Below are 14,992 nucleotides of genomic sequence, written 5' to 3'. Positions count from 1 at the left end.
CATGTGGAGCGACTTTCACTTTTTACGCCCTGAATGGTTCTGGTTACTCTTCCCTTTAGCCATTCTTATATGGGCCATGACTAAATATGCCAGACAGGAATCTGGCTGGCAGCATGTAATCGCCCCCCATTTAATGAATATTATGCTGCCCGCAGCAACTAAACTCGCACATAAAAATGCCCTTGTTATTGCTACCGCGCTCGCTGGTTTACTGGGTATCACCGCGGGTGCAGGACCTACTTTTGAGCGTTTACCGCAACCTGTTTTTAGTGTAAATCAGGGCCATGTTGTTGTAATGGATATGTCGTTGTCTATGCGTGCAACTGATATCACCCCAGACAGACTCACTCGCGCCAAGTTTAAAGCCATTGACTTGGTACAAGCGGTGAATGAAGGCGAAATTGGGCTAGTCGCCTATGCAGGTGATGCTTTTGTCATCAGTCCACTCACAGAAGACATTGCCACCTTAGAAACTTTGCTTCCCAGTCTTCGACCGGAAATTATGCCGTCAGCAGGTAGCGATGCGCTAAGTGGATTAATGCAGGCATCGGAGTTACTGACACAAGCCGGCTATCCTAATGGTGCCGTCTATTGGATAACCGATGGCATAGAGCCTGCTGACGTGGCAGAAATAAGAACCTGGTTATCTTCAACACAACTTACAGTGAACATTCTTGCCGTAGGCACCGAGCAAGGCGCGCCTATCAAGCAAATTTCTGGAGAATTACTCAAAGATCCAAGAGGCAATATCGTTATTCCACGACTAAGCACCAGCCGTTTATTGCCTTTGGCCAAACAAACTGGGGGCATTGCTACCACAATTAGCGCTGATGATTCAGATATTCAACAGCTTATCGCGGAAAAACGCCTTCAAGACGTAGAAAAAAGCCCGGAAGAAAGCATGCTATTAGCCGGTGATCAGTGGTTTGAACTGGGCCCTTATCTGGTGGTAGTCATGCTACCGCTAGTTCTCTACCTGTTTAGAAAAGGCATGTTAGCCGTGGTGTTGCTTGGTCTATTGTTACCCACACTTACCCCATCACCCGCTATTGCAGAATCGAGCTGGAGAAACTGGTTTAAAAATGCCGATCAGCAAGGCTTGGACGCCTACAAAAAAGAGCAATATGCCGATGCGGCTAACACGTTTGAAGACAGCATGTGGAGAGGTTCAGCCCTATACAAAGAAGGAGAGTACGAGGCTGCACTTGAGGCTTTTTCACAGTCGGACTCAGCCCAGAGTTGGTATAACCGGGGAAATACACTGGCACAGATGCAACAACTTCAAGAAGCCATAGAGGCCTACGAAGAAGCCCTGCGCCGTCAACCAGACTTCCCTCAGGCTGAAGAAAATAAAAAATTACTGGAACAGCTGAAACAACAACAAGAGCAGCAATCGCAGGACGGCCAAAACCAGCAGCAAGATGACTCCCAGCAAAGTGATCAGCAACAACAGTCAGAAAGCGGCGAGTCTGAGCAACAGGACAATCAACAACAAAGCGGTCAGCAACAGCAAGATAGCCAACAGCAAAGTGGGCAGAATCAACAACAGCAGCAGGATGCAGAGCAACAAGCTCAGTCTCAGCAAGAGAATGAACAAGGCGAAGAACAGTCGCAGGAACAGACGGAACAAGACACAGCTGAGCAGGCGCAGCCTGAGCAAGGAGGGGAAGAGGAGCAGTCTATGCAACAGGTTGACGCTGAAATGACTGATGAAGAGCGGGAAAAACAGCAGCAAATGGACGCCCTGCTCAGGCGAATACCGAATGATCCAGCCTTTTTGCTACAGCGAAAGATGCTATTAGAAGCACAGCAGAGAAATCGTCAGCGAATGCCAGCCAGTCGGGAGAAAACATGGTGAGAACGTATTTTAATGGCTTAATTGGGTTAGTTTTATGCCTGCTTTTCACGTCGCGTGTCATAGCATTAGAGGTGACCGCAACCGTCGACAAAAACCCCGTTTTACTGGATGAAGCCATTACGCTGATTGTCAAAGCAACAGGCGACGTAGACAGAGAAGCGTTTCAAAGTGATAGCCTGCTCAAAGATTTTGTAGTTGGCAACACCTCAGTGAGCAGTCAAACACAGATGATCAATTTTGACACCACGCGCACTACTACGTGGCGAACGATTTTGTTCCCAAAGCAAGAAGGCACTTTTACAATCCCCTCTATTGAGATCATGGGAGAACGCACCCAGCCAATAGATATCAGGGTGCTACCTGTTCCCACAACGAGCACTCAGGAACAAAGAGACTTCTTTGTCACCGCCGAACTTGATCGTAACCGTGTTTATGTCCAACAGCACGTAACCTACACTGTGAAGCTCTATATGGCGACAAATATTGAACGGGGCAGCCTGCAGTCACCTGAAATGGAAAACGGCCGCATCGAGCAGGTTGGAGATGATAAACAATATAGCGATATAGTTAACGGAAAGCGCTTTCAAATTATCGAACGCACGTTCGTTCTCATACCGGAACAATCTGGCCAGTTTACCATTCAAGCTCCAATTTTCAGTGGGGAGGTATTGGCGACCAACACAAGGCAGAGCTTTGGCTTTTTTAATCGCACCCGGAACATTACCCGTCGCGGGCCATTGCTAACACTAGATGTTAAACCCATTCCATCCTCGATCGATGGTGCATGGCTTCCGAGTAAATACGTGGAGATAACAGAATCCTGGCCGGATAATAAGGAATTTGTCGTCGGTGAGCCGATTACCCGTACACTCACGCTAACCGTCGAGGGCCAGACCGAAGAGCAGTTGCCTGAGATTCCGCAAATCTACCCTCCATCGGTAAAAACCTATCAAGACCAGGCTGAAACAAAGTCAGCGCAGCAAGAAGGCCGAATTTTGGCACAGCGCATTGAGTCGACAGCGATTATTCCTACCCAAGAAGGTAGCATGGTATTACCCGGTGTTGAGGTGCCTTGGTTTAATGTAGAGACCCAACAAATAGAAGTCGCCAGTATCCCGGCGAAGACGGTGCAAGTTAATCCAGCGGTTGGCTTGCAAACTTCGCAGGCAGCGCCCGTAACCACTCTTTCACCTTCATTGCCTGAACCAGAAGAAACCCAGCCATTGGTAGACACCTCTCAAGCGTCACCGTCTATCTTGATTTGGCAGGTACTTAGTGGTGTGTTTGCGCTACTGTGGCTGATCACACTGGCAGCGTGGTGGACAGGACGTACTGCCCCACAGCAGGCACCGGTAAAGCAGCGACGTAATCAAACGCAACGGGCAGATAAAAAAGCGTTACTCGCTGCGTTGAAGCAGGCCGACACAGCACAACTTCAACCTTTGCTATGGCAGTGGCTAAACGACACGCTCGGTCAAAGTTTTAGCTCTTTACATGATGCCCTCGCGCATCCTGAAGCGCATGAAATCAAAATGCATTATGCGGCGCTTACTGCGAGTAAGTTTTCTCCATCGACCAGCACATGGACACCCGATAATTTTGCACAAGCCATCACGACACTGGAGAAAAAGTTAGCTACGCGCACTACGCAAGAAGATGGTACCCTGCCGTCTCTCTATCCTGCCGCCTAGCGATTGCATCTCGAACGGCTTCCGGTTACGGTTGATAATTAAGGAAGCCTGAAAAAAAATGTATGTTTAAACGAAAGCAAAACGCTGACCCATCGGTCTTAACTGACATGATGAAAAAACAACAGCGTTACGAAGCCCTCGTTAGGGCACTTCATGCGGATATTTACCGATACGCCTATTGGCTAATTGGTAATAAAGCCATTGCCGAAGACGTCGTACAAGAAACCTTTTTGCGGGCCTGGAAGTCATTGGATTCACTCAATGATGAAAAAGCGGCCAAATCCTGGCTTATTACGATTTTACGCCGGGAAAACGCACGGCGCTTTGAGCGCAAGCAGTTTGACCTTGTCGATATTGATGACGTGCATGTGGAAGATTCGGCAGCAACGCTGGAACAGACATATATGCAAGAAGAAGTGCAGCGCCACATGGCCAATCTTGAACTGGAATATCGCGAGCCACTCATGTTGCAAATAATTTTTGGTTACAGTGGTGAAGAAATCGCAGAACAACTCTCATTGAATAAAAATACAGTGAATACCCGATTATTTAGAGCAAGGAGCCAGTTAAAGGACGCATTAGAGAAACCAGCAGTACGAGGGCAGATGAATGGATGAGTTAGAATTTAGACGGCGTGTGTACGCCAACCCTGATGACACCAGCCACGACATTGGCTCGGCGGCCAAATCTGATCCGAACAAGCAACAGTTTTTGTCTGAGACTCGCGCGCTCAATGAACAGCTAAAGACAGCAGCCAACATTCCCGTTCCTGATAATTTAGCCGATAAGTTAATCTGGCAAAGTGCCTTGAGAGACCACGCACAGCAAAAACAACGGGCGCGCTGGCACATTGCCATGGCGGCTTCTGTCGCGTTTGCAGTTGGATTGACGTTTGCCCTTTGGACGCCCTCTAAAATTGATTTGGGCCATGCCGCGCTTGCACATATGGACCATGCTGAAATTGAAATGCAGTTTGCCGCGAGTCCGGTTTCACTGGAATTGGTGAATGCTAAGCTAGAATCTATGGGCGCGGAGCTAACTCAACACATAGGCAACGTATACGTGGCCAATTACTGTCAATTGGATAACTATAAAGCTTTACACCTTATCGTTGATACCGAACAGGGACCGGTTTCCCTCTTTGTTATGCCGCACGAGGCTGACGCTACTCTGCCCTATCGCTTCTCAGACGATCGCTATGTCGGTAAGGGTTTCAGTACACAACGCGCCAGTGTGATGCTCGTGGGTGACAAAGACAGTGATTTACATGCCATTAGTGGAAAAGTCAGAGAGAGCTTGATTTAGCGTTTGCTCCTGACGCCCCTTGACCGGTTTCCGTTACTGGTTCAGCAAGCCAATTAGTTGCAATACAAAAAAGAGCTTATGCCCTTACTGATATCGGCCTAACGACTGATAAAGGGTATTGATATTAAGTGGCTTGCCAATGTGTTCTTCGAAGCCCAGCTTGAGATAACGCTCGACTTCCTTTTCCATCATTTCTGCGGTCAGGGCGATGATTGGAAGGGAGGGGTGTTTTTGCTTAATGAGCTTAAACGCCTCAATGCCATCCATCTCAGGCATGTGTATGTCCATCAGCACAAGGTTGTAATGTTTTTTCTCAACGGCCTCAATCGCTAACTTACCATTCTCAACGAAATCAACGATGGCACAGGTTGGTGTTAACATAGACTCCAAAATGGCCTGGTTTATGGCATTATCTTCTGCCACCAGAATGTTACAGCCACTTAAGTTAGGTGGATCAACGTCTTCGCCTCTGGCTTCACTGGTATCGAGTGACGTTTTATCGAGTGGCAAAGCCACCTTGATGCAGGTGCCTTTATTCTCTGTACTATCTATATCAATCGTCCCCTCCATCAACCTAACAAGATTCAGGGTAATAGACATACCTAACCCGGTTCCGCCAAACCTTCTAGTTGTTGAGCTATCCGCCTGCACAAAACGCTCAACAATACGCGCCTGTGCGTCCTCGCTCATCCCTATACCCGTATCGGCGACCTGTATCACAACCCCTTGAAACGCGTCCTCATCACACGAGTCTACCGCAATAGTGACCGCCCCCTTTTCCGTAAATTTAACCGCGTTAGACACCAGGTTTAAGACAATCTGACGTATCCTCACTCTGTCCCCCAACCAGCCGTCAGAAAAGCCCTCTGCAACCTCTGATGTCAATCTAATTCCTTTGCTGTCTGCACTGCCTGACAAATCAGAAACAACCGACTCAATCACTTCCAAAAGCGAAAAAGGGTATTTTTCAAGTGACAGCTTATTGGCTTCAATTTTTGAATAGTCGAGAATGTCGTTGATTATTGTCAGTAGGGTTGTTGCAGAGTATATTGCTTTTCCCACAAGCTTGCGGTTTTCGAAGTCAAGAGCAGACCGCTCAAGCACCTGCAGCGTGCCTAACACGCCATTCATCGGCGTTCTGACTTCGTGGCTCATATTCGCTAAAAAGTCACTTTTCGCCTGATTGGCCTGGTCGGCCAAAGCCACCGCATGTTCAAGTTTCTTCGAATGCGAGCGTACTTTGAAAATTGTATAGGCAGATAACATGGCAATGACTGCAAAAAAAATGCTGACCATGAGCAATACCGACTCATAAGAAAATACAGCTGGCTTTCGATTGACCACCTCAGCATTAGAAGGGAGTGAATACTCATCAATCCCCCACATTGATAACTGCTGCGCGTTGTACTGTGTGCTTACGACTGTGTTTTCTTGTAAAGGCACCTCGCCGCCTTTCGCAATATCTATAGCCTTATCAGCAAGCTTTTCAGGCACCACCACAGCGCCGCCGGCATATCGGTTTACGTTATGTGAAAATATGGTAAAAATTGGATGCGTCGTCTGCTGTACAAGCCAGGTGTGCACATCCTCCCAATTTCGTTCAAAAAACTTGTAATTAATGTAGATAATGGGTGTGCCGGGCTGACTGATTTTAAGTGCCTTGAGTGTTTCCTCTGGCTCAGCCATAGGGTTGTAGTAATTCACGTTTATTCCAGCCGGTGCATTGTCCAGAAAATGCTGGACCAGTGCTTTGTCAACAGACAGGTCTCTGGATCCATAAACAAAGTTGATGTCTGTTTTATCTGGGAAGGTTTGAGTGATCTGCCTAAATGACAAAACAGGATCGTAATCAGAAGGGACTCGCTGGCCGGTTTTCGGCTCCCAGTCTATATGTAGAAAAAAGCGCTCAGCTTGAGGTAGCAGCGTTGGATTATGATCCATAAATACGCTGGCATGGCGACCAATGGCAATAATCCGTTTGAAGCTAACATCGTCTTGATTTTGAACAAGACTGGCTACCTGATACGTGAAACTGTCCAACATTGTTTTTTTAACGTCATCACCAAGGTTAGCAACAACATCAGCATAATAAGGCGGCACGGTTAACACCATTGTCGTCTCATCATCAGCGATACCATTCATAAGCCGGTACATTAACCGAACTTCAAAATCGGATTCATTGAATGAGTTAACAAGAATGATGCTATAACTGTGATTGGAAGCAAGCGCATTACCGAGACCACTAAGCAGACAGAAAAAAAGGCAAATAGCGCCCAATAAATCATTGATTTGTCGAGTTTTTTTCGTGTTTTTATTCGACATTCCGGTACCACCAGTCACGCAAAGGAACGATTCCTCTTTATTATCTTATATACAAAGTAAAGAATTAGCCAAACTCATCATGTATCGACCCATTTACATTTTTCTAACCTTTGTCAACAGTTGGCTATAAAACGCTTATTTAAAATAGCTAAATTGAATAGAGGCCACGGCAAGAAATGTGTTAGTGTTCTATACATATAATTTTTTTGCATATAACTCACAACTGGACCGATCCATGACAACTGGAATACCTTCCATTACTCACTTAAAACAGCTTGAAGCTGAGAGTATTCATATTTTTCGTGAAGTCGCCGCCGAGTTTGACAACCCCGTCATGCTTTACTCAGTGGGTAAAGACTCATCTGTACTTTTGCACCTCGCTAGGAAAGCCTTTGCACCGGGTAAAATTCCGTTTCCGTTATTGCACGTAGACACTACCTGGAAGTTCCGCGAAATGATTGAGTTTCGTGATCGCATTGCCAAAGAGTACAACGTAGATTTACTCGTGCACATCAACCAGGAAGGCGTCGACCAAAACGTGGGCCCTTTTACACATGGCAGTGCTAAACACACTGACATCATGAAAACACAGGCCCTTAAACAGGCACTGAACCACTATCAATTTGATGCTGCATTTGGGGGAGCCCGAAGAGACGAAGAAAAATCGCGGGCAAAAGAACGCGTTTATTCTTTCCGCGATAAAAATCACCGTTGGGACCCTAAAAACCAGCGTCCAGAGTTGTGGGATATTTACAACTCGCAAATTAACCAAGGCGAAAGCATTCGCGTCTTCCCGATGTCCAACTGGACAGAGCTGGATATTTGGCAGTACATCTATTTAGAGAATATCGAAATTCCTTCTTTGTATATGGCCAAACCGCGCCCTGTTGTAGAACGGGATGGTGTGTTAATTATGGTTGACGACGACCGTATGCCACTTGAAGAGGGCGAAACCCCTGAGATGCGTTCCGTACGATTCAGGACACTTGGCTGCTACCCTCTAACGGGCGCTGTTGAATCAACTGCAGACACCCTGCCAGATGTTATTCAGGAGATGCTGCTAACCAAAACTTCCGAGCGCCAGGGGCGAGTTATTGACCATGACAGCTCAGGCTCAATGGAGAAAAAGAAAATGGAAGGGTATTTCTAATGGCGACAACAAATGTAGTGTGGCACGAGCATAAAACCACCAAATCCAGCCGTGCAGCGGCACTGGATCAAGCACCTAAAGTACTTTGGCTAACCGGATTGAGTGGTTCAGGTAAATCGACACTGGCAGGGCTGTTAGAGCAGAAACTGGCAGCTGAAGGCAAGCATACGTATCTGCTGGATGGCGATAACGTTCGTCATGGGTTGTGTGGCGACTTAGGCTTTGCCGACAAAGACAGGGTTGAGAATATCCGCCGTATCAGTGAGGTTTCCAAACTCTTTGTCGATGCAGGGCTGATAGTACTGACAGCCTTTATCTCGCCTTTTAAAGCTGACCGAAGCTATTGCCGTAATCTGGTTGAGCAAGGCGAATTCGTTGAAATATTTGTCGATACACCCATTGATATCTGTGAGCAACGCGACCCTAAGGGCTTGTACAAAAAAGCCCGAGCCGGAGATATTAAAGATTTCACGGGTATTGATTCCAATTATGAAGCCCCTGAAGCGCCCGAGGTTCATCTTGAGTGGAAAGACGAATCGGCAGAAGAGACTGCAGAGCGCCTTTATGCCCTCTTGGTAGATAATGGATTACTGGGGTAAGGCGAATAATATGATTGAACAAATTAAGCTTATCGCCCATGAGGCAGGCAAAGCGATTATGGACATCTACGCCAAAGACTTTGCTATTTATGACAAATCTGACAGTAGTCCGCTGACCGAAGCCGATCTGGCAGCGCACAATATTATTGTTGACGGGTTGGCTGCCATTTCAACACTGCCTGTGTTGTCAGAAGAGTCTGCCAGTATCGATTGGGAAACCCGTCAGCAATGGGATGAATATTGGTTGGTTGATCCACTGGATGGCACCAAAGAGTTCATTAAGAAAAACGGCGAATTTACGGTTAATATTGCGTTAATCAAACACGGGCAACCTGTGTTGGGCGTAGTATATGCACCTGCATTGTCCAGAACCTACTGGGGCAGTCTGGAAGACGGTGCATTTGTTGAGGATGACTCCGGTATTAAGGCTATCAGCGCAGCGCCGCATCAAGCAGGCGATACCTGGAAAGTTGTGGGAAGCCGCTCTCACCAAAGCCCAGAAATAAAAGCCTTTTTGGACGAATTGAACGGCGATGTAGAACTGGTTGCGATGGGCAGCTCACTGAAGCTATGCCTGGTGGCATCTGGCGAAGCGCATTTATATCCGCGATTAGGCCCCACGTCTGAATGGGATACCGGTGCAGCCCATGCCGTTGCGCTAGCGGCAGGCGCCAATGTAACCGTGCTTGATCCTGATAATCCATTTGACAGCGATCCTGTGCCACTGACATACAATCAAAAAGAATCCGTTTTAAACCCCTTCTTCCTGGTGAGTGCTAAATAATGACACCTGATAACAGTCTAATTGAAAAAGACATCCTTTCTTATCTTGACCAGCATGAAAATAAAGATCTACTGCGGTTTTTGACTTGCGGTAGTGTAGACGATGGTAAAAGTACGCTGATTGGACGCTTGCTTCACGATTCAAAAATGATTTATGAAGACCAACTTGCCGCCATTACCAAAGACAGCAAAAAGGTCGGGACGACCGGTGAGAAAGTCGACTTGGCGCTATTGGTTGATGGCTTGCAGTCAGAGCGTGAGCAAGGCATTACTATTGACGTTGCATACCGTTACTTCTCGACCGATAAGCGCAAGTTTATCATTGCCGACACCCCCGGACACGAGCAATACACCCGAAACATGGTAACGGGTGCATCGACATGTGATTTAGCCATTATTCTTGTGGATGCCCGCGGTGGCGTGAAAACCCAAACAAAACGTCACTCGTTTCTTGTCTCGTTATTGGGGATTAAGCACGTTATCGTGGCGATTAACAAAATGGATCTGATGGATTACAGTCAGGACGTTTACGAGCAAATTCAAAAAGACTACCTTGCTTTCTCAGAAGCCCTGAATATTCCGGATATTCAGTTTGTCCCTATTTCCGCTTTGGAAGGCGACAATGTGGTAAACCTGAGTGACAAAACGCCATGGTACGACGGAAAACCCCTCATGCAGGTGCTTGAAACCATCGAGATTGGTGACGACCAGAATGTTGAAGACTTCCGCTTCCCTGTACAGTATGTCAATCGCCCCAACCTGGATTTTAGAGGTTTCGCGGGCACTGTGGTATCGGGCGACATTAAACCCGGTGATGCAGTCACTACCCTTCCCTCGGGCAAGTCATCTATCGTTAAGTCTATTGTGACCTTTGATGGTGAGCAAGACTATGCACATGTCCCGCAAGCAGTGACGCTAACGCTTGAAGATGAAATCGATATTTCACGTGGCGATATGATTGTGAAATCAGACAATCTGCCGCTACATTCATCTCAGTTTAAAACGCATTTGGTGTGGATGTCGGAAGAGCCGCTTATGCCGAATAAGCAGTACTTCTTTAAGTTTGCGACTAAGATGACCACAGGTTCCATTGCACATATCGACCACCAAATTGATGTGAACACGCTTGAGCACCAACAAGCTCTGCACCTTAATTTGAATGAAATTGCTGTGGTCGATTTAAAGCTTACCCAGCCTGTTGCCTGTGACCCCTATACAAGAAACCGCCATACCGGCGCGTTTATTGTTATCGATAGGCTCACCAATGGCACGGTAGGTGCGGGTATGATTATTGACGCATTAAGCGACAATGCACAGCATGAATCACCTGAGTTTTCTGAATTTGAGGTTGAATTCAATGCATTAGTGCGCAAACATTTCCCTCATTGGAATGCAATCGACATTACTAAGTTGTAGTCTGCGAGGCACATGGAATATCAACAACTCGGCGTGCTGGCAGTGTTTGCCAGCACTATTTTTGCGTTAATTTTTAGCAATCAACGCCCATCAACAGTGTTTGCGCTGAGTGTATTGGTATTACTTACCTTCCAGCAGCTTACTTTTGACGACATCCTCCACAATCTGACCAACAAAGGCCTGATCACTCTGGTGCTCTTGTTACTAGTGAGTAACGCTGTAGACAAGACGTCCTTGATAAAGCGGCTTGGCCGCAAACTGGTTACGGCCAAATTTAAGCAGTCTTACTGGCGCTTATTCGGACTGACTTTTTTTTCATCAGCCCTACTCAATAACACGGCGATTGTTGCGAGCCTGATTGGGCCAATAAAGCAAAATCAGTATCACCCTGCCTCCAAGTTACTTATTCCCTTGTCGTATGCCGCTATTCTTGGTGGTACGGTAACCTTGATAGGTACCTCTACTAACCTTATCGTAGACAGTTTTTTAATTGAGCATGGTCACCCGGGCTTTAAGTTCTGGGATTTCACCCTGTTTGGATTAGTAGCTGGCCTGAGTTGCGGTGTGCTCATGTTTTTTATGACGCCCCTTTTGCCCAATATTCAAAAACATCAGGATAACTTCCGTACTTACCTGCTTGAAGCTGAGGTTGGCGAAGATTGTGAATTGGTGGGCAAAAGCGTAGAAGCCAACCATTTACGAAACCTTCCCGAGTTATTTTTAGTGGAAGTGGTCAGAGACGGCAAAATTATTGCGCCCATCACGCCTGAGTTTGTGATTGAAGCCCATGACAAACTGATATTCAGTGGTAATGTGCAAAAAATTGATAACCTGTCGCATATTGATGGACTCACCATTTTTGCTGAATCTGATGGTTTAATGCGTGAAAACCTTACCGAAGTGGTCGTGTCCAACCGAGCACAGATTATTGGTCAAACGCTAAAAGCACTCGGTTTTAGAGCTTTATTTGATGCTGCAGTAGTGGCCATCAGACGTGATGGCGCACAATTATCAGGCAAGCTTGGGGAAATCCCTTTGCAAGCGGGGGATTTTCTATTATTGGCCACAGGCCCAGATTTTACTTCTCGCCATAATCTTACTAAAAATTTCTTTATCTTATCCGAACAGCGAGTCGCTCAACCGCTAAAACAATCGCAGGACTGGCTGACGTTGGGAGGCTTTCTTGCCGTTGTTGGCCTAGCCGCCACCGACATATTGAGTCTCCCAGTCGGCCTGCTATTTCTGTGTGCACTGTTAGTGGGTGCAAAAGTGACCAGTAACGCAGAGATGAAGCGCAATATTCCACTCAACCTGATTGTTGTCATCGTTGGCGCACTGAGCTTGGCAACCGCCCTTGAGAATGCTGGCGTCATAGCCCTTATCACCTCAGCGTTAACACCTTATTTAAGCGGTACCAACTGGTTCGTTGCACTCGTGGTGGTGTACATCGTCACCTTACTGTTAACTGAGTTCGTCACTAATAATGCAGCCGCCGCATTGATGTTTCCGTTTGCTTATGGGCTAGCAGAAATACTAGGAGCCCCGATACTGCCTTTTGCACTAGCCGTGGCCTTCTCTGCCAGTGCCAGTTTTATTTCGCCTTATGGCTATCAGACAAATCTTTTGGCCTTCAATGCAGCACAGTATCGCTTTGTGCATTTCCTAAAATTTGGCTTACCCATTTCTATCGTGTACAGCAGTATAGTGCTGTCCCTTTTAAACTGGGTTTACCTATAAAAAAGGGGCAGAGTAACGCGTTACTCTGCCCCCCTTTGGTCTTTTTTATTTATCTGAACAACACTTTTTCCCGTCCAAACCAATACACACTGAATGCCAGTGATACAGCCGCAATAAATGCGGTTGAAGCAAAGATTGGAATTAACGCGATATAATCCATCGTCCCTTTAATTAATTCTTTAATGGCAAGCGCAACATTGGTAAGTGGTACCCAGGCCCAGCCGCCCTTTAGTTCAACACCAGGCAGCATCGCCAACACAACAGGCACAATTACCAGAAACACCAGCGGCGTCATATAGCCCTGCGCTTCTTTAAAGCTGCGCGCATAAATCGATAAACTCAGGAGCAAAGATGCAAATATTGCCACGACGGGCACCAACATCAGGAACATGAGAACAAAATCTATCGCACCGATAGCCGCCATAAAAGTCGCAACCATTTCAATGGCCATACCTTGGCTTAGCACCAGTCCCCAGGCCGCCATACTCACCACGGTGATCATAGCCGATGTGACCCCCGCCATAGCGATGGTGAAAAACTTACCAAATACCAGCTTATTGCGTTCAATAGGTGAGATGAGCAGAGTTTCTAACGTTCCCCTTTCTTTTTCCCCTGCGCCTAAATCAGACGCGGGCAACATAGCGCCCTGCAAACACAATATGAAGATAAGGTAAGGCACTAAACCACCAATTTTTTCACCCCAATTTTCTCTGTCGTCGGCCACATTGACCGTTTCCAGTACGAACGGGTCAAGTAAGGCAGACTGTTGAAGCTCGGTTAAGCCTAAAGTCGCAAACGCATTCTGTTGGCTTTGTTCTTCATAGGTGCCGATAATTTCATTGAGTCGGCGCTTCACCATATTCAGGCCCGCATCATTAAAATACACTTTAAATGTTGCCTGCCCCTCTTGTAGAAGATCGTCGCTGTAGTTGCTGGGTACTTCAAGCACAAAGTCGACGTTTTCACCTCTTACCCATTCTGCAGCATCGGTGTCTGCTTTCATGTCGATGGCTTCAAAAAATTCTGAGTTGGTCAGCTCTTGTACTAAAGCGGGTGCGTATTGGGCGCCTACGACAGAAAACTTGAGCACCTTGCTTTGGGCTTCATCAATGGCCTTGCTAGAAAAGTAGGCAACGCCCCCAATAATGAGAGGAAAAAACAAAATAGGCAGTGCAATCATAAAAAACAGTGTTTTTCTGTCTCTGAGCAGTTCTTTAATTTCTTTTCTGAATACAACCCACATTGCTATGCCTCCTGCTTGATGGTTTTAAGGAATGAATGACTAAGCACACCCTCGCCTAGCGCGCTAAATGCCGCCAAATCGTCTTCAAATACGCTGTTACCCTGGTGGATAACACACACCTTGTCACACAGCTCTGCCACTTCGTCTAAGTGATGGGTAGAGAACACAACTGGCGTAGACAAGGTTTTCAGATGACGGATAAAGTCCAATACGGTCTGCGCTGCCATGATATCCAGCCCTGTAGTCGGCTCGTCAAGAATAACCACGGCAGGGTTGTGTACTACCGCTCTGGCAATGGCTGTTTTCTGTTTCATACCCGTCGAAAAGTTTTCTGAACGACGGTCTAAAAAAGTGTGTAGATCCAGCAGTTCGGCCAATTCATCAATACGTTGTTTGATGGCGTTTTTATCCATGCCGTGAAGCTGACCAAAATAGGCAATATTTTCGCGGCCAGTTAGTCTGCCATAGAGCCCTGTAGAACCGGACAAAAATCCGATCCGCTTGCGCGCCTCTACGGGTTTTTTCAATACATCCTCACCGTCGATCACCAAACTGCCCTGTTCTGGTTTAAGTGCTGTACTCAGCATACGTAAGGTAGTGGTTTTACCTGCACCGTTTGGTCCCAATAAGCCCAACACTGTGCCTTTGTCACAGGTAAATGAGACAGATTCTACCGAATGGAAATAGCGCCCTTTTAAACGGGGGTCTTTTTTCTCCTGTTCGGACAGCTTCTTGGGATTTTCGACTTCAAATGACTTTTTTAATCCCTTTACTTCAATCATAGGTTGTTCCTGTTATTGAGTGAGTCAATGATTATGGTTTCAATGCTCATCCTACTTAAAAAAGTGACTTTGCACAGGCAAATTTAAATTAAATGTTACAAATAAG

The 14,992-nt window shown here is 46.6% G+C and carries 12 protein-coding genes; 9 read left to right on the top strand and 3 right to left on the bottom strand.

The features are described from left to right. Position 1: 1 nt before the first annotated feature. The 4 genes from DRW07_RS03335 to DRW07_RS03320 all read left to right on the top strand — a co-directional run bounded on the left by DRW07_RS03335 (position 2) and on the right by DRW07_RS03320 (position 4,854). On the top strand, positions 2–1,858 hold the full coding sequence (locus DRW07_RS03335) for a vWA domain-containing protein (protein ID WP_124026453.1): 1,857 nt from the start codon (positions 2–4) through the stop codon (positions 1,856–1,858). Continuing rightward, positions 1,852–3,549: a BatD family protein gene (locus tag DRW07_RS03330; protein WP_124026452.1), complete on the top strand. Its 1,698-nt coding sequence runs from the start codon at positions 1,852–1,854 to the stop codon at positions 3,547–3,549. Before DRW07_RS03335 ends, DRW07_RS03330 begins: the two co-directional genes overlap by 7 nt. Positions 3,550–3,611: 62 nt before the next feature. Beyond that, a complete protein-coding gene (locus tag DRW07_RS03325; RefSeq protein WP_124026451.1) occupies positions 3,612–4,166 on the top strand; it encodes a sigma-70 family RNA polymerase sigma factor in 555 nt (184 codons plus the stop codon). Further along, positions 4,159–4,854 carry a DUF3379 family protein gene (locus tag DRW07_RS03320; RefSeq protein ID WP_124026450.1) on the top strand — a complete coding sequence of 232 codons (696 nt, stop codon included), beginning with the start codon at positions 4,159–4,161 and terminating at the stop codon, positions 4,852–4,854. The genes DRW07_RS03325 and DRW07_RS03320 overlap by 8 nt, the downstream gene beginning before the upstream one ends. An 84-nt stretch (positions 4,855–4,938) precedes the next feature. On the opposite strand, the gene DRW07_RS03315 is transcribed toward DRW07_RS03320, so the two are convergent. Next, positions 4,939–7,176 (bottom strand): ATP-binding protein, encoded by a 2,238-nt coding sequence (locus DRW07_RS03315; protein WP_124026449.1) that lies wholly within the window; start codon positions 7,174–7,176, stop codon positions 4,939–4,941. A 235-nt stretch (positions 7,177–7,411) separates the two neighbouring features. Between DRW07_RS03315 and cysD the strand changes: the two genes are divergently transcribed. The 5 genes from cysD to DRW07_RS03290 are packed head-to-tail and all read left to right on the top strand — an operon-like array spanning position 7,412 to position 12,861. Then, positions 7,412–8,326 (top strand): sulfate adenylyltransferase subunit CysD, encoded by a 915-nt coding sequence (gene cysD / locus DRW07_RS03310; protein WP_124026448.1) that lies wholly within the window; start codon positions 7,412–7,414, stop codon positions 8,324–8,326. Next, a complete protein-coding gene (gene cysC / locus DRW07_RS03305) occupies positions 8,326–8,925 on the top strand; it encodes an adenylyl-sulfate kinase (RefSeq protein ID WP_124026447.1) in 600 nt (199 codons plus the stop codon). Before cysD ends, cysC begins: the two co-directional genes overlap by 1 nt. A 10-nt stretch (positions 8,926–8,935) precedes the next feature. Further along, positions 8,936–9,709 carry a 3'(2'),5'-bisphosphate nucleotidase CysQ gene (cysQ, locus tag DRW07_RS03300; RefSeq protein WP_124026446.1) on the top strand — a complete coding sequence of 258 codons (774 nt, stop codon included), beginning with the start codon at positions 8,936–8,938 and terminating at the stop codon, positions 9,707–9,709. Beyond that, on the top strand, positions 9,709–11,124 hold the full coding sequence (gene cysN, locus DRW07_RS03295) for a sulfate adenylyltransferase subunit CysN (protein WP_124026445.1): 1,416 nt from the start codon (positions 9,709–9,711) through the stop codon (positions 11,122–11,124). The genes cysQ and cysN overlap by 1 nt, the downstream gene beginning before the upstream one ends. A 12-nt stretch (positions 11,125–11,136) precedes the next feature. Continuing rightward, positions 11,137–12,861 (top strand): SLC13 family permease, encoded by a 1,725-nt coding sequence (locus DRW07_RS03290; RefSeq protein ID WP_124026444.1) that lies wholly within the window; start codon positions 11,137–11,139, stop codon positions 12,859–12,861. Between the two features lie 49 nt (positions 12,862–12,910). Here DRW07_RS03290 and DRW07_RS03285 read toward each other — a convergent pair whose 3' ends face one another. Further along, on the bottom strand, positions 12,911–14,104 hold the full coding sequence (locus DRW07_RS03285; RefSeq protein WP_124026443.1) for an ABC transporter permease: 1,194 nt from the start codon (positions 14,102–14,104) through the stop codon (positions 12,911–12,913). Positions 14,105–14,106: 2 nt separating this feature from the next. Next, positions 14,107–14,886, bottom strand: coding sequence for an ATP-binding cassette domain-containing protein (locus DRW07_RS03280; protein WP_124026442.1), 780 nt, complete (start codon positions 14,884–14,886; stop codon positions 14,107–14,109). Positions 14,887–14,992 lie beyond the last annotated feature (106 nt).

It is taken from the genome of Paralteromonas sediminis (assembly GCF_003820355.1).
Classification (GTDB): domain Bacteria; phylum Pseudomonadota; class Gammaproteobacteria; order Enterobacterales; family Alteromonadaceae; genus Alteromonas_F; species Alteromonas_F sediminis.
Note: the sequence above shows the minus strand (reverse complement) of the source record. Positions and strands in the feature narration are given on the sequence as shown.

Coding starts and splice junctions, on each gene's coding strand:
- cysQ (WP_124026446.1), top strand. CDS start 8,936: ATGATTGAACAAATTAAGCTTATCGCCCATGAGGCAGGCAAAGCGATT.
- cysN (WP_124026445.1), top strand. CDS start 9,709: ATGACACCTGATAACAGTCTAATTGAAAAAGACATCCTTTCTTATCTT.
- DRW07_RS03315 (WP_124026449.1), bottom strand. CDS start 7,176: ATGTCGAATAAAAACACGAAAAAAACTCGACAAATCAATGATTTATTG.
- DRW07_RS03320 (WP_124026450.1), top strand. CDS start 4,159: ATGGATGAGTTAGAATTTAGACGGCGTGTGTACGCCAACCCTGATGAC.
- DRW07_RS03285 (WP_124026443.1), bottom strand. CDS start 14,104: ATGTGGGTTGTATTCAGAAAAGAAATTAAAGAACTGCTCAGAGACAGA.
- cysC (WP_124026447.1), top strand. CDS start 8,326: ATGGCGACAACAAATGTAGTGTGGCACGAGCATAAAACCACCAAATCC.
- DRW07_RS03280 (WP_124026442.1), bottom strand. CDS start 14,886: ATGATTGAAGTAAAGGGATTAAAAAAGTCATTTGAAGTCGAAAATCCC.
- cysD (WP_124026448.1), top strand. CDS start 7,412: ATGACAACTGGAATACCTTCCATTACTCACTTAAAACAGCTTGAAGCT.
- DRW07_RS03325 (WP_124026451.1), top strand. CDS start 3,612: ATGTTTAAACGAAAGCAAAACGCTGACCCATCGGTCTTAACTGACATG.
- DRW07_RS03330 (WP_124026452.1), top strand. CDS start 1,852: ATGGTGAGAACGTATTTTAATGGCTTAATTGGGTTAGTTTTATGCCTG.
- DRW07_RS03290 (WP_124026444.1), top strand. CDS start 11,137: ATGGAATATCAACAACTCGGCGTGCTGGCAGTGTTTGCCAGCACTATT.
- DRW07_RS03335 (WP_124026453.1), top strand. CDS start 2: ATGTGGAGCGACTTTCACTTTTTACGCCCTGAATGGTTCTGGTTACTC.